This is a genomic window from Kamptonema animale CS-326 (assembly GCF_028330895.1).
Classification (GTDB): Bacteria; Cyanobacteriota; Cyanobacteriia; order Cyanobacteriales; family Microcoleaceae; genus Kamptonema; species Kamptonema formosum.
Genome location: NZ_JAQMUA010000474.1, coordinates 1 through 19,372, shown reverse-complemented (window position 1 = coordinate 19,372; position 19,372 = coordinate 1). Strand labels below are relative to the sequence as shown.

General features: G+C 44.2%; 22 protein-coding genes and 1 pseudogene. 7 read left to right on the top strand and 16 right to left on the bottom strand.

The window, feature by feature from the left end; genetic code table 11:
• Positions 1 to 384: 384 nt before the first annotated feature.
• On the top strand, positions 385 to 1,188 hold the full coding sequence (locus tag PN499_RS27810) for a TPM domain-containing protein (RefSeq protein ID WP_272036643.1): 804 nt from the start codon (positions 385 to 387) through the stop codon (positions 1,186 to 1,188).
• A gap of 110 nt (positions 1,189 to 1,298) precedes the next feature.
• The gene (locus tag PN499_RS27805; RefSeq protein WP_007355135.1) at positions 1,299 to 1,928 is read left to right on the top strand and encodes a precorrin-8X methylmutase; all 630 of its coding nucleotides are present in this window, start codon (positions 1,299 to 1,301) and stop codon (positions 1,926 to 1,928) included.
• A gap of 34 nt (positions 1,929 to 1,962) precedes the next feature.
• On the opposite strand, the gene PN499_RS27800 is transcribed toward PN499_RS27805, so the two are convergent.
• On the bottom strand, positions 1,963 to 2,283 hold the full coding sequence (locus PN499_RS27800; RefSeq protein WP_272036640.1) for a Txe/YoeB family addiction module toxin: 321 nt from the start codon (positions 2,281 to 2,283) through the stop codon (positions 1,963 to 1,965).
• Positions 2,267 to 2,563 carry a type II toxin-antitoxin system Phd/YefM family antitoxin gene (locus PN499_RS27795; RefSeq protein ID WP_272036638.1) on the bottom strand — a complete coding sequence of 99 codons (297 nt, stop codon included), beginning with the start codon at positions 2,561 to 2,563 and terminating at the stop codon, positions 2,267 to 2,269. The genes PN499_RS27800 and PN499_RS27795 overlap by 17 nt, the downstream gene beginning before the upstream one ends.
• A 49-nt stretch (positions 2,564 to 2,612) precedes the next feature.
• Between PN499_RS27795 and PN499_RS27790 the strand changes: the two are divergent.
• Positions 2,613 to 3,610 (top strand): annotated as a pseudogene (locus PN499_RS27790) (IS4 family transposase).
• A 420-nt stretch (positions 3,611 to 4,030) separates the two neighbouring features.
• Here the strand turns inward: PN499_RS27790 and PN499_RS27785 are convergent.
• From PN499_RS27785 to dapB, 3 genes are read right to left on the bottom strand one after another with little or no spacing between them, the layout of a single operon-like run.
• Positions 4,031 to 4,216 (bottom strand): hypothetical protein, encoded by a 186-nt coding sequence (locus tag PN499_RS27785; protein ID WP_272036637.1) that lies wholly within the window; start codon positions 4,214 to 4,216, stop codon positions 4,031 to 4,033.
• Positions 4,164 to 4,877 (bottom strand): phosphate ABC transporter permease, encoded by a 714-nt coding sequence (locus PN499_RS27780; protein ID WP_272036636.1) that lies wholly within the window; start codon positions 4,875 to 4,877, stop codon positions 4,164 to 4,166. Before PN499_RS27780 ends, PN499_RS27785 begins: the two co-directional genes overlap by 53 nt.
• Positions 4,878 to 4,931: 54 nt before the next feature.
• Complete coding sequence (gene dapB / locus PN499_RS27775) at positions 4,932 to 5,759, bottom strand: 4-hydroxy-tetrahydrodipicolinate reductase (protein WP_272036635.1); 828 nt, start codon at positions 5,757 to 5,759, stop codon at positions 4,932 to 4,934.
• 243 nt (positions 5,760 to 6,002) lie between these two features.
• On the opposite strand from dapB, the gene PN499_RS27770 reads away from it, so the two are divergent.
• Complete coding sequence (locus tag PN499_RS27770; RefSeq protein ID WP_272036634.1) at positions 6,003 to 8,612, top strand: EAL domain-containing protein; 2,610 nt, start codon at positions 6,003 to 6,005, stop codon at positions 8,610 to 8,612.
• A gap of 151 nt (positions 8,613 to 8,763) precedes the next feature.
• On the opposite strand, the gene PN499_RS27765 is transcribed toward PN499_RS27770, so the two are convergent.
• Both PN499_RS27765 and PN499_RS27760 read right to left on the bottom strand, forming a co-directional pair.
• Positions 8,764 to 9,378, bottom strand: a complete 615-nt coding sequence (locus PN499_RS27765; protein ID WP_272036632.1) for a Uma2 family endonuclease — start codon at positions 9,376 to 9,378, stop codon at positions 8,764 to 8,766.
• Between the two features lie 199 nt (positions 9,379 to 9,577).
• Positions 9,578 to 10,201: a DedA family protein gene (locus PN499_RS27760; RefSeq protein ID WP_272036630.1), complete on the bottom strand. Its 624-nt coding sequence runs from the start codon at positions 10,199 to 10,201 to the stop codon at positions 9,578 to 9,580.
• Between the two features lie 371 nt (positions 10,202 to 10,572).
• On the opposite strand from PN499_RS27760, the gene PN499_RS27755 reads away from it, so the two are divergent.
• Positions 10,573 to 10,917, top strand: coding sequence for an STAS domain-containing protein (locus PN499_RS27755; protein ID WP_272036629.1), 345 nt, complete (start codon positions 10,573 to 10,575; stop codon positions 10,915 to 10,917).
• An 81-nt stretch (positions 10,918 to 10,998) separates the two neighbouring features.
• Here PN499_RS27755 and PN499_RS27750 read toward each other — a convergent pair whose 3' ends face one another.
• From PN499_RS27750 to rpsF, 3 genes are all read right to left on the bottom strand, one after another.
• Positions 10,999 to 11,688 (bottom strand): hypothetical protein, encoded by a 690-nt coding sequence (locus tag PN499_RS27750; protein WP_272036627.1) that lies wholly within the window; start codon positions 11,686 to 11,688, stop codon positions 10,999 to 11,001.
• Positions 11,681 to 12,241, bottom strand: a complete 561-nt coding sequence (locus tag PN499_RS27745) for an Npun_F5560 family protein (protein ID WP_272036625.1) — start codon at positions 12,239 to 12,241, stop codon at positions 11,681 to 11,683. The genes PN499_RS27750 and PN499_RS27745 overlap by 8 nt, the downstream gene beginning before the upstream one ends.
• Before the next feature lie 299 nt (positions 12,242 to 12,540).
• Positions 12,541 to 12,885 (bottom strand): 30S ribosomal protein S6, encoded by a 345-nt coding sequence (gene rpsF, locus PN499_RS27740; protein ID WP_272036623.1) that lies wholly within the window; start codon positions 12,883 to 12,885, stop codon positions 12,541 to 12,543.
• A 66-nt stretch (positions 12,886 to 12,951) separates the two neighbouring features.
• Between rpsF and PN499_RS27735 the strand changes: the two genes are divergently transcribed.
• Positions 12,952 to 13,824 (top strand): carbohydrate ABC transporter permease, encoded by an 873-nt coding sequence (locus tag PN499_RS27735; protein ID WP_272036621.1) that lies wholly within the window; start codon positions 12,952 to 12,954, stop codon positions 13,822 to 13,824.
• A 501-nt stretch (positions 13,825 to 14,325) separates the two neighbouring features.
• Here PN499_RS27735 and PN499_RS27730 read toward each other — a convergent pair.
• The 6 genes from PN499_RS27730 to PN499_RS27705 form a co-directional block, all read right to left on the bottom strand.
• On the bottom strand, positions 14,326 to 15,528 hold the full coding sequence (locus tag PN499_RS27730) for a helix-turn-helix domain-containing protein (RefSeq protein ID WP_272036619.1): 1,203 nt from the start codon (positions 15,526 to 15,528) through the stop codon (positions 14,326 to 14,328).
• 247 nt (positions 15,529 to 15,775) lie between these two features.
• The gene (locus PN499_RS27725) at positions 15,776 to 16,711 is read right to left on the bottom strand and encodes an isoaspartyl peptidase/L-asparaginase (RefSeq protein ID WP_007355214.1); all 936 of its coding nucleotides are present in this window, start codon (positions 16,709 to 16,711) and stop codon (positions 15,776 to 15,778) included.
• Between the two features lie 58 nt (positions 16,712 to 16,769).
• On the bottom strand, positions 16,770 to 16,949 hold the full coding sequence (locus PN499_RS27720) for a DUF2256 domain-containing protein (RefSeq protein WP_272036617.1): 180 nt from the start codon (positions 16,947 to 16,949) through the stop codon (positions 16,770 to 16,772).
• A 24-nt stretch (positions 16,950 to 16,973) separates the two neighbouring features.
• The gene (locus PN499_RS27715) at positions 16,974 to 18,134 is read right to left on the bottom strand and encodes an RNA-guided endonuclease InsQ/TnpB family protein (RefSeq protein ID WP_272036615.1); all 1,161 of its coding nucleotides are present in this window, start codon (positions 18,132 to 18,134) and stop codon (positions 16,974 to 16,976) included.
• Positions 18,082 to 18,297: a hypothetical protein gene (locus tag PN499_RS27710; protein WP_272036613.1), complete on the bottom strand. Its 216-nt coding sequence runs from the start codon at positions 18,295 to 18,297 to the stop codon at positions 18,082 to 18,084. The genes PN499_RS27715 and PN499_RS27710 overlap by 53 nt, the downstream gene beginning before the upstream one ends.
• Before the next feature lie 60 nt (positions 18,298 to 18,357).
• On the bottom strand, positions 18,358 to 18,744 hold the full coding sequence (locus tag PN499_RS27705) for a recombinase family protein (protein WP_272036611.1): 387 nt from the start codon (positions 18,742 to 18,744) through the stop codon (positions 18,358 to 18,360).
• Positions 18,745 to 18,851: 107 nt separating this feature from the next.
• On the opposite strand from PN499_RS27705, the gene PN499_RS27700 reads away from it, so the two are divergent.
• Positions 18,852 to 19,372 (top strand): RNA methyltransferase (locus tag PN499_RS27700; protein WP_272036609.1); only part of this gene is annotated, 521 nt, incomplete at its 3' end.

Sequence of the window (19,372 nt, the reverse complement as noted above, 5' to 3'; positions counted from 1 at the left end):
TTAAAGCTCAACGAAAACCCAAGTTAAAATTGATTATCGCTCCCTTTCCGGATGCCACCCTACGTGGAGAACCATTTTTCTTTGAGCCACTGCCGAAAATCCCCTTGACAACTGGCTTTGAGCCTTAACTTGTCACCAATGTCGCGCACCTGCAAAATTAGAACTTACGTCGGCTTGTACCGTAACGCCGCCAACAAGCGCGGTTTTTTTACCGCCAAGATGGCAGCGTTACGTGAGTCCACCTTAAAAGTTATCAGAAATCCCTTCTATTCCTCAACGCTTTCTAGTAAAGTAAACAAATGTAAAGAAATATTAGTTTTCTGCGATCGCTTGGTTAAGACAACCAATTTACCTAAATCCTTGACAAATACACCAAAATCTGCTATGCAACAGCTTTTACCGCAAAGATTTTTAGCATCGATTGCTGCGTTCTTCCTAGTTATCTCAGTTTGGGCGATCGCCCCGGCAGCCTGGGCCTACAATAACCCCAATTTGCTGCCTGAGACTCAGACACCGATCATTGATTTAGCCAAAGCCCTGACCGACATTCAAGAACAGACGCTAGCTAAAGATTTAGAGCAGTTTGAAGCTGAAACGGGTTGGAAACTGCGAGTTTTGACTCAATATGACCGCACACCTGGTTTAGCAGTGAAAGATTATTGGGGACTTGATAACAAAAGTGTCTTGCTAGTTGCAGATCAGCGGGGGGGCAACCTGCTTAATTTTAATGTAGGGGACGACCTTTACCCCTTGCTACCGCGCACCTTTTGGGTGGAGTTGCAAACTCGCTTCGGCAATCAATTTTTTATCCGAGACAACGGCGAAGACCAATCTATCCTCGAATCCTTAGAATCAATTAAACTTTGTTTGCGCCAAGGTGGTTGCCGCGTGGTTCCCGGTTTGCCACGAGAACAATGGATTTTGACTCTAATTACTTCCGTACTCGGCGGCATAATCTGCGGGTTTGCGGCACATCCCCCCAAACCCGGACAAATTGTAGCTTGGCAGTGGGCGCTGATTTTCTCTCCGTTGTGGGGCATTTTGTTTATCGCTTTCGGCATTGGCCCAGTAGTATCCCGTACCTCCGATTGGCTACCCCTGCTGCGGAATGTAGCTGGTTTCCTCATTGGAGCTCTGGCGGCTTTTTTAACTCCAGTCTTGAATCAGTCTTCGGCTTCTGAAAGGTAATCAGTTGTCGATCGCCAAAAGCTGATAAGCTAACGGTTAACAGTTAACAGTTAACACTTAACAGTTAACCAACAACAATAGCTGAAATCTGAGAGGCGATCGCTATTCAAATGGAATGGCACGTAACCGATGCCCAAAGTCTGGGAATAATCGATCGCGAAATTGGCGATCATGTCTTGTCGCCGGCGGAGTACGAAATTGTCCGCCGCGTGATTTACACTACTGCTGACTTTGAATACAAGTCTCTGATCCGTTTTTCTGACCACGCTTTACAGGCGGGGGCGGCGGCATTAGCGGCGCGGACTACTATTGTTGTAGATGTGCCAATGGTGCAGGTGGGGATTACGCCCCAGATCCAGAGCACTTTTGCCAATCCGGTATATTGTTCGATGGAGGCTTTAACTCGGCCTCAGAAGGAAAAAACCCGTGCTGCTTGGGGCATTGAAACTTTGGCCCGGCGGTATCCAGAGGGTATTTTTGTGGTGGGTCAGGCTCAAACGGCGCTGTCGGCGTTGGTAGATTTAATTGAGTCTGAAGAGATTCGGCCTGCTTTGGTGATTGGTACGCCTTCGGGGTTTGTGGGGGTAGATGTGGCTAAGTCAAGGCTGCATGATTCAATGATTCCTCATATTCGGATTGAGGGACGTAAGGGATCTGCGGTGGTGGCTGTCGCGATCGTTAATGGGTTGGTGGATTTGGCTTGGCAGGCCTATGGTCAAGAGGGGAATAGTTTGGGTTAGGGTTGTGACGGGTTTAAAGCAATAGCCTAAATTCCTAATCTTCGTAGTGATAGCGAGCTTGGAGAAAATCAATCCGATTCTCGCTGACTAAGTAGATTATTCTATGTTCTTGGGTAAGCCTTCGCGACCACGTACCCGCAGCCAAATATTTTAGGGGTTCTGGTTTGCCGACACCTGTGAAAGGATCGCGCACGATCGCCTCTACCAATTTTAAAAGTCGGAGGGCAACTTTGCGATCGACTTCCACCCAATAGGCAAGGTCTTCTAGGAATTTAGGCTGAAAAACTGCATCACGAACAGAGGTTTCCTCCGGTTCAGGCGTTTCTTCTGGCTGTTGTTTACGCTTCTTCGCCAAGTTCCAACTCCTGCCGTAATTCTCTGAGAGTCTGAGGTTTGACAGTTTTAGCTTTTGCCTGTTCCAGAGCGCTTAACAAGCGATCGGCATTTTTGGGCGATCGCAGCAGATATACTGTCTCTATTAAGCTTGCCAATTCGTCAGCGGCAATTAACGCTACATTTTCGCCGTCTTTGCGGGTGATGATGATGGCATCGCGATCGCTTATGACTTGTTCGCAGAGTTCATCCAAATTCGCCTGAGCTTCAGTATAGGTTACTTGGGTTTGTGTGAGTGACATGGTTTTTGGCTTCCCAATAATAAGGATATTATAAGGGCGATTTCCCAAGATTGTCAAAGATATCCTCAAAAAGCTACCGAAAAATGATTATCCAGTTTTGAATAGCCGCCTTTTTGTCGAGTGTTGGTTAGCTTATACATTGGATAATAGCTTAACGAGTATGCGTGATTTGTTTAAACGAATAAACCCTACAGGATTTGATGTTGATATTTCAACCTTTTCTAAAGCTAACACTCATCGAAGTCAAGAACCATTCCGAAAGATTTACGAGCAATTGAATCAATTAGTCCCAAAAGAAGCTCACAAAAAGTTGCATAATAAATACGCCATTTGTCCAATTGATTCAACAATTATTACATTAACAAGTAAATTATTATGGGTGTTCGGTCATCATCAAGTTAAACTTTTTAGTGCTCTCAATTTAGCGACAGGGAGTCCCGACGATCATCTCATTAACTTTGGGCATGATCATGATTATAATTTCGGTTCAAAGTGATGTCTAAGCTACCCGCAAATGCTGTGGGAGTAATGGAATTAGGATTTGCCGGACTAAAATTTATTCAAGAATTAGTCCAAGATAACAAATATTTTGTATTGTGGATTAAAAACAATTGGAAGTTAGAATTTCAGTCAGAGAGTCGGTTGACAAAAATTGGTTCATCAACCGATGCTCAAGCTTATAGAATGGTAAATTTTTGTGATGTAGAGACCAAAAGTGAGTTTCGCTTAGTCACTAATTTACCGGATGATGGAGACGCAGCAGTTTCGGATGATGAAATTAGGGATATATATCGCTTAAGGTGGGGAGTAGAATTGTTCTGGAAGTTTTTAAAGATGCACTTAAAACTTGATAGATTGATTAGTAAAAGTGTGAATTGTATTACCATACAACTTTATGCTAGCTTAATTGCTTATCTAATTTTACAACTGATATCTATTCCCCCACAATGGGGCAATAAACTATTAGATAAAATTCGCTATCTTCAAGCTTGTATGTGTCAGAAAATTAGTTTTGTTCATTGGTTTGAGGAGTTCATGTTTTGTTGAAATTTTTACCTGGTTAGTCTTACTCTATCTAGATATGTAAAGTTTTGTATCAAGATTCAACATTTCTGGGGTTGAAGGTATCCGAACCGATTACAAACTTGAGACGAATCTAACAGAAAGGATTGAGAAATATGATAACTTTACAAGAGATGTCAAAGGTTTAAAATATCTGGGATCAAAGAAAGCCGAAGAAATTGCTGAGGAAGGCTAAAAATCTAAGTAAGAAAGAAGAAGGAAAGAGAAAAATGCAATCACATTAAGGATTTCAGTGATTTAATCTGAGTTCGATGGAGTGCGATCGCGACAAAACAGGGGACTATCGTAAATAGCACTCGGTAGATATTTTTAGATTTGAGGTAACATTTTGTCTATTAATTGCAGGAAAAGCGATCGCCCTTCCCTCACCGAAGCGCGATCTCACTAATAAACTTCCCTGCGATGAGCAATAATAGTTACAACCACCTGCTTTTGCTTATCATCAATATAATAGCGCTTGCTGAATAAGTTAAGAAAAAGCGCGTAGGCGAAGCCAGCCGTAGGCATCGCTTCCACATCAATAATCAAGGCGCGATCGCATTCTCTCCCCTCCCCTTTCTTCACTCTCATCTCGCCCTCTTTGATCCTTCCTTTTTTTCAACTGACGACTGACTTCTACAAACACATCCCGCCGTAAGTAAGGATAATCGCTCACCCAGATATTTCGACTGGGAATGTAAATATCTGAAACCTTAGAAATACGGCTCAAATCTTCTTCATTTGACATTACCAACATCAAAGCCACTTGACCCGGTGCAATCTCCTGGTGAGTGCGGTTAATAAGTGTTTTAATTTTTGTAGTAAATTCCGTCTTATCTCCTACTTCTACATTAATCATCCGCTCTAAATTGTCTACAATCACAAGCTGTCCTTTGCTGTTAACAGTTTCTTCTTGACTGCTGACTTCTTCTGTGATATAAACATCTAAAACTCGTCCTTGCCAGAAACCACAATATTTATATTTCCGGCATTGTAGATTTCGCAAACTTGCCGATAAAACCGGGCCCCAAAGCCAGTAAAGACCCGCAATAAGTCCAAAAATTAAAACTACTGCCCCGCCATCTTCCCACGCTAATTTATATACTAATAGCATGAAAAGTACGCTGACTACAGAAATTAATAGCCGCTTCAAAAAATCTGAGGGTTTACCCCAAGCATATTTGTATTGAGCAGCGGTAGCAACGGCGGGAATCAGTTCTTCAAAGGTTTGTCGAGTTAATGGAACTAGCATAATTTTTTTGTTATTGGTTAACAGTTAACTGTTAACTGTTAACTGTTAACCAGTTTACAATATTTTTTCTAAACCATAAACCAAAGATTTGAGTTCCAGAACTTTACGGATGGCTAAGAGGACACCGGGCATATAGCAAGCGCGATCGCTCGTATCGTGACGCAAAGTATAAACTTGACCAGGGCCGCCAAAAATTACTTCTTGGTGGGCAATTAAACCAGGTAAGCGAATGCTGTGAATGCGAATTCCCTCATCCGCTAAACTTCCCCTTGCAGCTGGTAACTTCTCAGTTTCCTCTACCAATGGTGGATTAAAACTTTTCCCCATTTCTGCTAACATTTGAGCAGTTTGAATTGCCGTACCGCTGGGTGCGTCTGCCTTTTGGTTGTGATGAAGTTCGATAATTTCTACATGATCGAAATATTGGGATGCTGACAGCGCTGCCTGCTGAAGCAAAACCATACCGATCGAAAAATTAGGGATAATTAAACAACCGATGCTAGCTTTATCCGCAAACTCAGCTAAATCTTGAATTTGTTCGGGACTCAGACCCGTAGTACCAACGACGGGACGGATACCGTAGGCGATCGCAGAGCGCACATTCTCATAAACTGAATTTGGGTGAGTAAAATCCACCATCACCCCTAACTGCTTTTCTTGGCCCGCTAAGGCTAGCATCCCTTGCAAATCATCCGTCAGAGGAACCTCCAATGCACCGCATCCCGCTAGTTCCCCCGCATCCACGTTAATAAACTCAGAAGAGCGTTCTACAGCACCAAACAGCGTCATATCTGCAACTGTTGCTACCGCCTTCACCACCTCACGGCCCATCTTGCCAGCAGCACCGTTAACAATCACCGGAATCGGAAGTTGACTCGCCATAATTTCCCCAATCTCCTTACACTCGACAAAGGCATTTTAAACTGATACCATTTCTTTTTTGAGATGTTACAGAAGAAAGTCTCTAAAACATCTTCCCGCCTGAAACTTAAAATCCGCCCATCGGCACGAGTTGAAAGTTGGGGCCCAGAGCAAGAGCGAATACACTTAATCAATAATTAGGATTAGGCTCAACTAATTTACAACATCCTCGTTCAGGCTAATTCGCATCCAGCTATTTCCTCCGTGACTCCTAAATTCTATCGAAATCTTCGCTCTGTACTCTCCTTAGCAGCTCACTTCAGCGTTTTCTCCAACGGTACGAGGCTGAAGCTCTTTCCCGCCATACTAATTAGCATAACCGTTAGCTTGCTGCTACTATTAATTCGCCAACTCGGAGGGCTTCAAGAGCTGGAAATGGCGACTTTTGACCGAGGTCTGCGCTTAATGGGCGATCGCGGCCCCGATCCGCGACTGCTAGTAGTGAGTATCACAGAAGAAGATATCCAAGCACTAGGCAGAGTCCCCCTTTCCGATCGGCGGATCGCCCAAGCAATAGCACAACTACAACGACAGCAGCCCAAAGTAATTGGCTTGGACATCTATCGCGATGTACCTCAAGAACCAGGACATAAAGAACTCCTAACTCAACTCCAAGCCCCCAACGCGATCGTCATCTCAAAATTTAACGACTCTGAAAGCGTCGGAGTCCCACCGCCCCCAGGAGTACCACCAGATCGGATCGGCTTTAACGACTTGGTACTTGACCTAGATGGAGTAGTCCGCCGCAACTTAGTTTTTCTATCAAAATCAGGTAGCCCACCCCTATACTCCTTTTCTTTCCGGCTGGCATTTTTTTACCTCAAGGATATAGTTGAACCCAAAAATAGCACTACTAATTCCAACCATATTTACTGGGGCAAAGCCAAGTTTGTACCATTAGAACCCAATGCTGGAGGTTATACCAACCTGGATGCCAAAGGCTACCAAATTTTGATCAATTACCGTTCTCCTCGCAAAGTAGCGCGACAAATCAGCTTTAGGCAAGTATTAAAAGGAGATTTTGACCCCAACTGGGTAAAAGGCAAAATTGTACTCATCGGCACTACTGCCCCCAGCAGTAGAGATGTATTTCTCACCCCCTACAGCCCCATTGAGAAACAAAACGCCAAAATGCCTGGAGTGCTGCTTCACGCCCAAATGGTAAGTCAAATTTTGAGTGCGGTTTTGGACGGTGAACCCCTGTTTTGGTTCTGGCCAGAGTGGACAGAATTTTTGTGGACAGCAGGATGGGCAATTGTCGGCGGAATCCTAGCTTTACGAATTCAACACCCTGCCAAATTGGGGGTGGTTCTAGTAATAGCACTAGGAACTTTACTGGCGATTACCCTTGCGTTATTTACAGAGGCAGGGTGGGTGCCACCTGTAGAGCCAATATTGGCATTGGTAGTAACAACTGCCTGTGTGACTGCCTACAAACAGCTATACAATGCCTTTCACGATTCCCTGACGGGACTGCCTAACCGAGCTTTGTTTATTGAGCGGGTTGCTCGCGCTGCCAAAAAGGCCAAACATAGCCAGTATGATTTTTTTGCAGTATTTTTTCTAGACTTAGATCGCTTTAAGGTAATTAACGATTCTCTCGGTCATGTCGCGGGGGACAGCTTGCTAATTGCTTTGGTGGAAAGATTGAAGTGTTGCGTGCGAATTAGTGACCTTGTGGCACGAGTGGGAGGGGGAGATTTTGCGATTCTAATTGAAAATATTAAGGATGTTGCTACTGCTACCAGCGTCGCAGAACGGATTCACCAAGCACTAATTATACCTTTTAATTTGAGCGGACAAGAAATATTAATGACGGTGAGTATTGGTATTGCTGTGGGGGGTTCCCAAGGAGAGACGCAAACAGGGCAAGAAGACGAACGACCGGAGCATTTATTGCGGGATGCTCACACGGCAATGTACCGCGCTAAAGCTTTGGGAATGGGGCGCTATCAGGTGTTTAATGCGGCGATGCACGCAACCGCAGTGGAACGATTGCAGTTAGAGACGGATTTACGAATGGCTGTCAAGCGTCAAGAGTTTTTACTGCACTACCAGCCTTTTGTACATTTAGCTACGGGAAAGATCATCGGTTTTGAAGCGCTGATTCGCTGGCAACACCCTGGACGGGGTTTGGTGTCGCCTCTGAAGTTTATTCCGGTGGCGGAGGAAACGGGTTTAATTTTGCCTATAGGTCAGTGGGTGTTGGAGGAAGCTATGCGCCAGTTACGTTTGTGGCAAAAGCAATTTCAGTTCGATCCTCCTTTAACGATGAGTGTGAATTTGTCTGCTAAGCAGTTTTCACAGCCGGATTTGGTGAAACAAATTGAGGAAATCCTGCAACGGACGGGTATTGAACCTGAGTGTTTGAAGTTGGAGATTACGGAAAGTGTGGTGATGGATGAGGTGGAATCTGCGATCGCAGTTCTTAATCAGATGAAAGCGTTAAATGTCAAGTTGGGAATTGATGATTTTGGGACGGGATATTCCTCTTTGAGTTATTTGAGCCGCTTTCCTACTGATACTCTGAAGGTGGATAAGTCTTTTGTGGGCCGCATGGAAGTTTGCTCAGAGGGGGTGGTGGAAAAAATCGCTAATCCGAAGCGCGGGGGAGAAAATACGGCTATAGTGCGGACTATTGTGATGCTGGCTCACGCTTTGGGGATGGATGTGATTGCTGAGGGGGTGGAAACGGCTGAACAGTTGGCTCAGTTGCGATCGCTTGGCTGTGAATACGGTCAAGGTTATTTCTTCGCTAGGCCGCTTCCGAGTGAGGCCGCAACGGCGCTGATTGCTTCCGATCCTGAGTGGTAATTGTTAACTGTTAACTGTTAACTGGTAATTGGTAAGCTGATAAGCTACTAAGGAGTCTTGAAATTAAATTATTTGGTAGTACACACAGAACGCCTAATTCTGGACAAGTTAGATAAATTTCTCAAGGCTAACCCAGATGTGACCTTCCCCCTCACTCCTCAGACTCAAACTCCACGCGATCGTAAATATCCCCTAACGAAACCTGAAATAGTACAGAACTTAATGCCAACAACGCATTTTCATCGTCATACTCAGACAACACCCATTTATTATCATCCATCTTTGAAAATTGCTCAACGTGCATCTCATATTGAGCAATAAGAATATACTCTTTCAAGGTAGGAATAGAACGATAAAGTTTAAACTTCCCACCTCTGTCATAATCTTCCGTAGATTTCGATAAAACTTCAGCAATCATCACCGGATTTGTAATTGTATCTTTCCTACCTTCTGCAAGTTCTAATTGACCATCAACCACCATCACATCAGGATAAGTGTAAAGACGTTTCAGCGGTATCCATAAACGCAGATCGTTGATGAATGCTCGATATGATTGCCCTTTAAAAGCAAAATTCATGGCGGCATATAAATTGCCTGCTATTTGATTGTGATTTGGTGTTCCGCCTGTCATAGGAATTATTTTACCATCCTGATATTCACTTTTATAGTCGGCTGCCGTTTCTAGTTCCAAATACTCTTCAGGAGAGTAATAACGCTTTTCTTCACTTTCACTTGTACTTTCGCGAATTTCGGCTGCTGTTGTCATGTTACCCTAATCTCCTAAACTCATAACAAATTTAATTGAGAGAGTTGGGTTACATTTGGCTGTACCCAACTTACATTATAACTTTATAATTAAACGTAGGGTGGGCATTGCCGACGATAATTTATAGCTATTTATTACAAGCTGTTCGCGGCAATGCCCACCTTACAATTTAGCAATTACCAATTACCAATTACCAATCTTACTTAGTATTCTTCAGATTCCTTGACTCCAACCAGATAGGAATTGCAATCCAAGCAACAACTAAGCCTAAAGCAAGTACAGCAAATTGAGCCGCCCAAGCAACTAATTTTTCTAAAGAGACAACTTGTCCTAAGAAAAATGCTAAAGTTACCATCACAGATGCCCAACTTGCAGCACCGACAAGATTGTATAGTGAAAATTTCCAAAAAGGCATTTCAGCAATTCCTGCTAAAGGGCTAGCAAAAATTCGCAGCAAGGCAATAAACCGACCAAAAAATACAGCTTTGGCTGCATTTTGACTAAACTGTTCTTTCAAATCAAACAGTTGCTCTTCCCGAAAGCGGAAAAATTTACCTAGCTTTAGCAACAATGGCCAACCGCCATATCTGCCAATCAAATAGCCAAAGTTTCCGCCCAAGGTAGCACCGGCGATCGCACTCCCCAACACATACCAGTAATTTAGTTCTCCGCTACCAGCTAGAAACCCCCCAGCGATCGTAATTGTTTCCCCAGGAAGGGGAAATCCCAAATTTTCTAGCAAAATCCCCAGAAATACTGCCCAGTAGCCGTACTCATGTGCAAATTTCTGAATAATTTCCAAAGATATAAACTCAAAAGACATCCGACAGTGCCCATCGTAAATTTTTGCAAAGCTTGATATTTCTTATCTTGGCTTGATTCAGGCAATTCTGCAATCTTAACTTGTGACATCAAACACATACTTCTTGTGATCTGTGGCAAAGCGGACAGTAGAATTGTGAGCCACGCTAAAAATAGTAAAGAATTGTTGCGGCTTCATTCTACTAGACTCAGGGTTCTGTTCTCGCATCTACTTTTCAGGCAGCGCGTAAGCCCCGCCCATTTTGGGTATCGGGGGTAAAGAATGATGGAAACCCTAAAATTCTGAAACTTTTCTTAACATTATTCTGTCTGTTAGCAGAACAGCAAGTTTTACTTAATCACTAATCACTTAAGAATTACTGGGTGACACCTATGGCCTTTCAAGAATTCGCACAACACATCCTGCTTCAGCCTCAAACTCGTCTCAATTTCCAAGAAGGTAATTTCCTATACCAACAGTTGACGGCTATTGTACCTGAACGTTATCAACTCTGGGTGATTGATATGACTCATGTAGATTTTATCGATAGTTCGGGTTTGTGTGCCTTAGTTAGGGGGCTGAAACTAGCCCGTAAGCAAGGGTGTCGCCTCGTTATCTGCAATCTCCCAGCTACAGCTAGGTTAATTTTTGATATTACTCAACTCGACCAAGCTTTTGAAATTTTTGACTCTTTCGATGATATTTCTTCACCTCAAGCTGAGTTGCTAATTGCCTAATGTAGAGGGGCTAGGGGCTAGGGGCTAGGGGCTAGGGACTAGGGGAAGAAGGGAATAGAATTAATACGATCTTGGCGGTTATTATACCGTAGCAGTTTGACACGCAACGGCAGAGGTAATTTGCAGGTCGTAAATAGGTATATTTGTCAAGCAGTAACAGTGACAGGCAAATAAATCGGGGACTTGAATGCCTAGAGAGGCGATCGCAGGTGCCGCCGGAAACGGCCATAGTCTATCAAAATAAATCTCTTTGTCTCCAAACCCGAACTGCATCAGGTAAGTTGCTGGAGTTGCCGAAAGAGACTTTAACAACCGAAATGCCAACTCGTAAAGTTGCTGTCGCCAAACATCTGACAGGTGTATAGGCATGGAGTAATTTAGCCCAGCCGATAATTTATCCGCCTCTAAACCAATCACCTCACCGTAGAGAGGGCCTTTAATAGTTAACACAACAGGTAGCCAAAAATTACCAACTCCTGATCGCACGCCTAACTGTTGCTCGACGCGATCGCGCATCGCTGACACATCCCTACAAGCTCGATAGACCATCTTGCCAGGGAATACCAATGTATCCGGTATATCGAGGGTTAAAGGACAGATAACAGCCTCACCAGGTGCGATCGCAGGCAAGTCTAAATCCGAAATTAAACACACCTCAGCAACAGTTGGCGGAGAGCTCTTTGCGATCGCTACCTGAAAAGCCTCCACCATTTGCGCCGTCGGGGAAGCCGGCTCAAAATCCGCAGCCACCACAATCAAAACTTTAGGCATTTCCAAAAGTCGGCATCTGAATCATGCCAGAATCGTCAGAACCTCCGATCGTCGGTAAATCCAAACCCTTAGCGCGGCGGTTTCTCACAGCCAGACGGTAACTTACACTCTGCAATTCAGCGTGCAATTGGCGATTTTCCCGTTGTAGCATTTCCACCTTTTCTTTCACCGGGCCAATACGCTCAGCAAACTTTTGGCGGTAAACCCCAGGTAACTCCTGTACTACTTGTTCCAGCATCATTGAGCGATCGGTCAACTCTTGCACGGATTGGCGCAATTGGTAAACCTCAGCATCGCGCTCAGCAATTTGCTCTTGATAAAAACCTACCTGTTGCTCAACATCTTGCAGTTGTTCCCTTAGAGACTGCATTTGAGCTTGCTGGCGCTCAGAAGCCTCTGGAACCGGTGTAAACCCAGTATTTCCCTTTACCAGCCGGAAAAGTTCTTGAGACAACTGCTGAACCAATTGGTCGCGCATTTGCAACTCTTCATTCAGGCGAGATATTTCCGCTTGTAGCTCTTGTGACGTTTGAACTTTAGCTTGGCTGACCATGACCATTAGCTCCCATATTTTTAGATATGTCTATTTAAAAATAGTCTCTCTACTACCACTCAGGCAAGTTTTAACTTTTGAGTTTGGATTTGACTTTGTATTTATAAATTTAGGGTCGGCCCTTGAAAAAGGCTAGGATACTAAATCCGGCTTAAATACCCCTTTATATTTTTCAGTCCGCGCAGGCGGACTTTGTTTGTGTAGAAGCGGTTTCAACCGCCAATTTCTTTCTTTCTATGAGACGGGGGTTAAAACCCCCGACGGGTTAAAGAGAATGGCGATCGCGACTCCAAAATCCCTTAAGCGGCTTCTTCCGCCGCTTCCACAGCAACTTCTTCCTCGACAACAGTCGGTGCATCCTGCTTAATAGTAAGGTAGCGAATCACATCTTCGCTCAGACGCATGGCACGTTCTAAAACTGCGATCGCAGCACCAGGAGCGGTATAGTTCATCTGAATGTAGATCCCATCGCGTTGCTTTTGGATTTCGTAGGCGAGGCGACGTTTACCGCGATGCTGAGTTTCTAGATTCTGAGCCCCTTGATCGCGCAAAATAGTTTGATACTTCGCGATCGCTGCTTCTGTGAGTTCTTCTCCCAGATCCGGGCGCAGAATATACATTGTCTCGTAAATAAATGGCTTCATGCTAATAGTCTCCTTATGGACAGCAAGGCTTCTCTCGAAGCAAGGATTTATTATTTTACACCACTTATGAGCAATATCAAAACTAAAAAAACCAATTCTCTCTCCCCAAGTTCCCACACTTCTCGCCAGAGAACGGTTTGGACTTATATTTTGCTAAGTGCGATCGCCCTGATCGTGCTCTTTCCCTTACTTTGGCTGCTGAGTACGGCTTTCAAATCTCCCACAGAAAACATTTTTCAGTTTCCCCCGCAACTTTTGCCACAGAAACCAACACTACAAAATTTTGTCACCGTTTGGCAAACTAACCCCTTTGGCACTTACCTTTTCAACAGTACCCTCGTTGCCGCACTCACAGTTAGCCTCAATCTTCTATTTTGTTCCTTAGCAGCTTATCCCTTAGCCAGATTAGATTTTCGGGGACGCGACCTAATTTTTACTGGGGTTGTTACTACAATTATGATCCCTTTCCAAATTGTAATGATTCCCCTCTATATTTTAACCGTAAACTTGGGGTTAAAAAATAGTTATTTGGGAGTTATTTTACCAGGTATCGCCTCAGCTTTTGGGATATTTTTATTAAGGCAAGCCTTTCTAGCAGTTCCCAAAGAATTAGAAGAAGCTGCCCGCATTGATGGCTGTTCGGAATTAGGGATTTGGTGGCACGTTATGATCCCATCAATTAAACCAGCTTTAGTCACTTTAGCCATTTTTGTTTTTATTGGTTCTTGGAGCGATTTTCTTTGGCCATTGCTAGTTTTAGATAAACCCGAATATTACACCTTACCTTTAGGCGTAGCCACTTTAGCAGGTACTTTTTCCCTAAATTGGCGTTTAATAGCTGCTGGTTCTATCATTTCTATCGCCCCAGCGATTGCTTTATTTCTAATCCTACAAAAGTATATTGTACCCACAGATGTAGCCGCAGGTGTCAAAGGATAGAAATTGAAATGATATAAGTAGTCGGGCATAAATAAAAGTAAGTATGTCATTGCGAGCGAAGCGAAGCAATCGCAATGACTTGAGGTGGTTTCGCAACCCTCGCAATGGCACTGTTTATTTATGTCCAGGTACTTAGCAGTTGCTAAGTAGAAGGAATAAGGAAGAAGATTTACTTAATTGCTAACTACTAATCGCCAATTAAAAGAAGTACCTATCCAATTGAACACGCAAAAATATACTAGGACTTACTCACCCAACCAAAGAAACCGGGTTTTTTACGCAAATACTTCGTTTTCACCCACAGATTCTCTCAAAAACCCGGTTTCTGGGACTCTATGCGTAAGTCCTATAACTTCTACTTTGGGTATTAGCTACTTCCTTTATTACTCGGCACTTGAACCGTTAGTAAACAAGCGAAATCGGCCTTTGTAAACTCAGAGATCCACAGGGTATTTAAGCTGGATTTGGTATAAGTCCTATCCACGTTCAAATTGCAGCCTTCTAAGCCAAAATCATTTCCGGCGGAGCCATATCAGACCCCACAATAATACCTCCGTGACTCGACTTTTTAATCCCTGGTTTCGGCGTTGGAGCTTGACGCTTTTGGGCAGGTGAAACAGAAGCAGGTGAAGGAATAGGCTTATTCGGAACCGCAGTCGCCCCTGGTATAGATTGCTGAGATAACCAAGCAATACCACCCACAGCCCCGGCCATTAAAGCAGTATAGCCGACGTATAAATGAACTGGGCGTAAATCAAATCCTACCATCTCCGTTTCTGGCAAAGACCAAGAAGGCAACATAGTTTTGCTAGCATCGGGTACAGGTAAAGAATTAGCCATAGCATTACCATCAAGTCCTAAAGCATTTCCGAGGCGGCGAATAAAGCCTCGAATATAAATATCTTCCGGTAATTTTTCTATCTGACCTTTTTCTAGCGATTCCAAGTGATGCACAGGCACTAAAGTTTGACTATGAAGTTGCTGGAGAGAGAGCGATCGCACTTGTCTAGCTTTCCGCAATTCTACGCCTAGCTCTCGCAATCGATCTTCTCTTTCTTGGACAGCTAAAGCCGCTTTTTCAGTCTTAGAAAGCCTTTTTTTTCTAGGAAAACCGGGCGTTATTAGGGAAAATTTACTATCAGCAGGAGCGGGTGCAGCTATCCCCATTATCGGAGGATGCACAACTTCTTTAAACTCCTCTTGGGGAGGTTGATTGTCGCCATCGGAAGTATCAATATCTGTATCAGAGTTGCCAGAATCAGGTTTAGCAATTGCGGTAGTTGAAGTATCTTCTAAAGTTTGACGCTGATACATAATAGATACTGGTACCAGCGGTGGCGGCGGAGCAGGCCGATCTGAGACGCGGGAACGATTAGGGGTGGTGGTGATTTCCCCAATAGCTGTATTAGAGACGTTTGTAGCTGGATTTCTCGCCTCAAGAATTTGCTTTTGAGCTTGATTTTGTTTTGGTACTCGTTGGAATGCGAGTCGCAAAGCTTCGCGGCTAACGGCCTTGATCAGGATCTCCGCAGAGGAAGCTGCTTCGCCTAACATTGTTTGCAAACTTGCTAAAGCACGGCTATAGATTTCGCTACAGTGGAGTTCAGCTTCTATTTGTCCGAGAATAGAGCGAAAGCTTTCTTGTGATATTTCAACAGTAGTGTTTTCAGGAGCGCCGAAGTAGGTCACAGGTTTCAGTACCATGATTGTTATCCTCTCTTGTTGCGAGGTATCTCTGTAACTTCTTCTACAAATCGGTACTGATTCCGGATGCCAGGGAGAGGGAGAGCGCAGGAGGGGATAATTAGGGAAGACCAAAGGGAACGAAATCTGGCGATCGCTTTCCGGGTGAAGCTGTTGATGGCGATCGCAGTGAATTAAAAGTTAAACAGCAGAAAAAACTTACTTGCTGTGTTTTTGTCGCGATCGCCCTGGTTAAACCGTCGCCTTTTTAAGCAATAAAAATCAAAGTTCCCTGATTTAATTCCAAAGTATCGCCCATTTCCATACCATTATGAAAAGCAGCTAATAAAACTTCACTGGTTTTACCACAAGCGATCGCACCACTAGCATCAATAGCGATCGCACCAAAATCGCGCTGATGTTCGTGGGCCTCGGCAAAAGAACGCTCAAAAGCCGCCTTCAAAGTAAAACCATCCGTCACCCGAATTACAATACGCGGAGCCAAACACTCATCCATAATGTGCTCCCCAATCCCCGTACAGCTAACGGCCGCACTGCCAGTAGCATAATTCCCCGCAGGCATTGCAGAATCGCTCACGCGACCAATCCGCTCAAAACCCTTACCACCAGTAGAAGTACCCGCCGCCAAACGTCCCTCAACATCCAAGGCCACCACGCCGATCGTACCAGTACCAGCGGGTTCCGCCACTACAGTCGCCATATCCTTGTTAAAATTTCCCTGGCGTTCCTGCATCCACTCCTGCAACCGCAAATCAGTAATCGGGTCATAAATTGGCAATTGCAACTCCCGCAGTAACTCCAAGGCTCCAAAATCAGACAACACGCGATCGTCTGAACCCTGCAAAAACTTCGCTAATTCAATCGGATGTTGCACGCGAGAAACATTAATTACGCCGCTAAAACTCTGAGTAAAACCATCCATTAGCGAAGCACTCATCCGAATTTGTCCATCAGATTGCAACACCGAACCCGTACCCGCATTAAATCGCGGGTCATCCTCCAAAAGTTGACAACCCCGCGCTACCGCTTCCACAGCACTAGCGCCATCCTTCAATAGCGGATAAACTACGTCCAAAACCTGATAAAGCGACTTCCTAACCGCCTCCAGTCCCCCCTTACCTTTCAGAGAACTACCAGCACCACCATGAATTACCAACTTAGGTTCTACCCGTCCAGAGACCATTATTTAAACCTCAATATTTCTTCCCTCTGCGTCTTCTTAGCCTTGGCAGTTCCCCCCTCTAACTCTGAGCTTGAGAACGGCGGCGGCGACAACGTTCAGAGCAGTATTTAACATCATCCCAGCAATCGGCCCATTTTTTGCGCCAACTAAAAGGGCGATGGCGAGTACGCCGCGCTGCGCTATCGCAAACTAGGCAAATTTTTGTTGGCAACTCAGATTTAGATCGCACTCGTGCCATAGTGGTACATTTACGCGATACATTTCAGATATCTTGGATAACTCTGACATCTGAGAATACCTCGATAGCATCACTTGTGAAAGTGAAGGGCGTACCCGCCAAAGCTTTCAACATAATATTGAAAGCACCGTTAGCATCCCTGTCGGCAACATAGCCACATTCGGGACAATTAAAGACTTTATTGCCACCTAACTTGGCATGAACGTGACCGCATTTACCGCAAGTTTTAGAGGTATAAGCTTCGTTCATTTTTACTACGATTACACTGTTCTTTCCAGCCATCGATATTAATGATTGCCGAAAACGATAGTGACTCCAAGTTAACAGCGAACGCACCGACTTGGTATTTATTCGCCTTTTTGATTTTAACACCATTTCTGATGTTTCAAAAGAGGGAATAAATATTGCCTTGTAATTGCTGGCTAAATAACTCGCAACTTGGTGGTGCAATTCATCTACTAGATTGCGGATCTTAATTCTAATCCGAGATGCAGCACGAAGCAAGGAACGGCGATATTTAGCTTTAACTTGTTTTTGATAGGCGCGGCTAATTAATTTATCAAGGTGAAAGCATAATCTAACGATTCGCTCAATGTCTCCCTTGCCAATTTCTAAGACCGTCTCTCCATCGTAACCAGTTAAAAATGTTCGTATCCCCGGATCGAGGGCGATTACCTTCTCCTGAGTGGTTGATTCTGTGAAAACAATATATTCAGGGATTACGGCAAACCAACGTTTTCTATCTCGCACCAATTGAGTACCATAGTTACTAACTTGTGGAAGTGGTTGCGAAGATTTGAAATTACATCCTTTGCTTAACTGAGGGAACCAAGTCCCTTTAATAAAGTTTCCATTCTTGAATTTAATTGCTGATACAGATTGACGGCAACTACGGAATTTCGCTTTGCCATTGTTAGCTTTTGCTTGTTTCCAAGCATCGTAAGCATCTTGGACTGCATTGGCCTTGGGGTGTCTTGGCACGGTCTTTAACCATTCCGGTAGATTATTGAGAATCAAAGCCTCAAGGTCATAATTACTCCCTTGAAAACCATTTTTGAATGCTTCAATGCAGCGGTTATAAACAAATCGACAACCCGCTAACCAATGTCGCCAAAGTTGGTTTAATTTACTGTCAGGATAGACTCGGATTTTCCTCGCAGAATTCGGCGCTGGTTTTGCCGTCAATTTGTGTGAGTGCCGTCTTTTGTTTTTGTATTTCCGGGTCTGCGCTGAGCTTTTTTTCGTACTTATGGAGTCCGTATAACCGAGAGGAGAAACAGTGGACGACTGACATGATATCTTGCACGAGTTCGGTTTCTGGACTGTATTTTTGTTGATAGAGAACCACGATTTTACAGTCAAATCTTTCGCACAACTACTCGATGAGGTTAAATCCAAATCTGGCGAGTCAGTCTTTGTGGGCAACGACAAGCAGTTGGATATCGCCCCTGATAATTCGTTCCAAAATGGCGTTAAGTTTGCGCCGCCTAAAATTGAGTCCCGATCTAATTTCTGTGATGACTTCGTAGCCTGGGTAACTTGTAGTAAGTGCCTCAGTTTGTCGAAGGAGGTCGTCTCGTTGAATGGATGTTGAGACTGTGGCGTATAAGATGGTAGAAGGTCGAACAAGCTCAGTTGAATTGGACTTTTGTTTGAGATATTTGGTGATATGATAATGTCTTTGCTCTGCTTCGGTTTTAAAGGTTGGGGTTTTACCCTCTTCTGACCATCTGGCGAGGGTTTTGGTGCTAACTCCAAGAGCGTTAGCTGCTTCCCTTGGTGTGACATACGGCATAACTTTTTGCCTTGACAATGCAAATAATCATAACAAAGTCTGTCGGTAATGTTAAATATGTCCACTAAAGTCTTCTAAACTACCTTTTGGTCGCACCTCAAATACAAATGCTAGAAACAGCTTTAGGCGGGATACGGATAATTTTAGTCGAACCCGCAGGGCCTTTAAATGTGGGTTCTGTCGCACGCGCCATGAAAAATATGGGCTTACATCAGTTAGTGCTAGTAAATCCTCAGTGCGATCGCTTAGGGGAAGAAGCCCGAAAAATGGCAGTTCACGCCGCTGATGTTTTAGAAGCAGCCAAGATAGTAAGAACTTTGCCAGAAGCGTTACAGGGATGCCAAAGAGCGATCGCCACTACAGGTCTTTATCGCTCCCTCCCAACCACCCTAGAAAATCCTAAATCCGCCTTGCCTTGGCTCCTAGAATGCCCCTCAGCCTTAATTTTTGGCAGAGAAGACAAAGGATTAACCAATGCCGAATTAAGCTATGCTCAACGCCTGATCCGCATTCCCTCCAGCGACACCTATGCCTCCCTTAATCTCGCCCAAGCTGTCGCTATTTGCTGTTACGAGCTTTACCAAGTTGCAGGAGAGATGGGGAGCGGAGGAGATGGGGAGCGGGGGAG

Excerpts from the sequence above, each read along its gene's own strand:
- PN499_RS27810 (WP_272036643.1), top strand. The coding sequence starts at position 385 with ATGCAACAGCTTTTACCGCAAAGATTTTTAGCATCGATTGCTGCGTTC.
- PN499_RS27805 (WP_007355135.1), top strand. The coding sequence starts at position 1,299 with ATGGAATGGCACGTAACCGATGCCCAAAGTCTGGGAATAATCGATCGC.
- PN499_RS27795 (WP_272036638.1), bottom strand. The coding sequence starts at position 2,563 with ATGTCACTCACACAAACCCAAGTAACCTATACTGAAGCTCAGGCGAAT.
- PN499_RS27785 (WP_272036637.1), bottom strand. The coding sequence starts at position 4,216 with ATGAGAGTGAAGAAAGGGGAGGGGAGAGAATGCGATCGCGCCTTGATT.
- PN499_RS27780 (WP_272036636.1), bottom strand. The coding sequence starts at position 4,877 with ATGCTAGTTCCATTAACTCGACAAACCTTTGAAGAACTGATTCCCGCC.
- dapB (WP_272036635.1), bottom strand. The coding sequence starts at position 5,759 with ATGGCGAGTCAACTTCCGATTCCGGTGATTGTTAACGGTGCTGCTGGC.
- PN499_RS27765 (WP_272036632.1), bottom strand. The coding sequence starts at position 9,378 with ATGACAACAGCAGCCGAAATTCGCGAAAGTACAAGTGAAAGTGAAGAA.
- PN499_RS27760 (WP_272036630.1), bottom strand. The coding sequence starts at position 10,201 with ATGTCTTTTGAGTTTATATCTTTGGAAATTATTCAGAAATTTGCACAT.
- PN499_RS27755 (WP_272036629.1), top strand. The coding sequence starts at position 10,573 with ATGGCCTTTCAAGAATTCGCACAACACATCCTGCTTCAGCCTCAAACT.
- PN499_RS27750 (WP_272036627.1), bottom strand. The coding sequence starts at position 11,688 with ATGCCTAAAGTTTTGATTGTGGTGGCTGCGGATTTTGAGCCGGCTTCC.
- PN499_RS27745 (WP_272036625.1), bottom strand. The coding sequence starts at position 12,241 with ATGGTCAGCCAAGCTAAAGTTCAAACGTCACAAGAGCTACAAGCGGAA.
- rpsF (WP_272036623.1), bottom strand. The coding sequence starts at position 12,885 with ATGAAGCCATTTATTTACGAGACAATGTATATTCTGCGCCCGGATCTG.
- PN499_RS27735 (WP_272036621.1), top strand. The coding sequence starts at position 12,952 with ATGAGCAATATCAAAACTAAAAAAACCAATTCTCTCTCCCCAAGTTCC.
- PN499_RS27730 (WP_272036619.1), bottom strand. The coding sequence starts at position 15,528 with ATGGTACTGAAACCTGTGACCTACTTCGGCGCTCCTGAAAACACTACT.
- PN499_RS27725 (WP_007355214.1), bottom strand. The coding sequence starts at position 16,711 with ATGGTCTCTGGACGGGTAGAACCTAAGTTGGTAATTCATGGTGGTGCT.
- PN499_RS27720 (WP_272036617.1), bottom strand. The coding sequence starts at position 16,949 with ATGGCACGAGTGCGATCTAAATCTGAGTTGCCAACAAAAATTTGCCTA.
- PN499_RS27705 (WP_272036611.1), bottom strand. The coding sequence starts at position 18,744 with ATGCCGTATGTCACACCAAGGGAAGCAGCTAACGCTCTTGGAGTTAGC.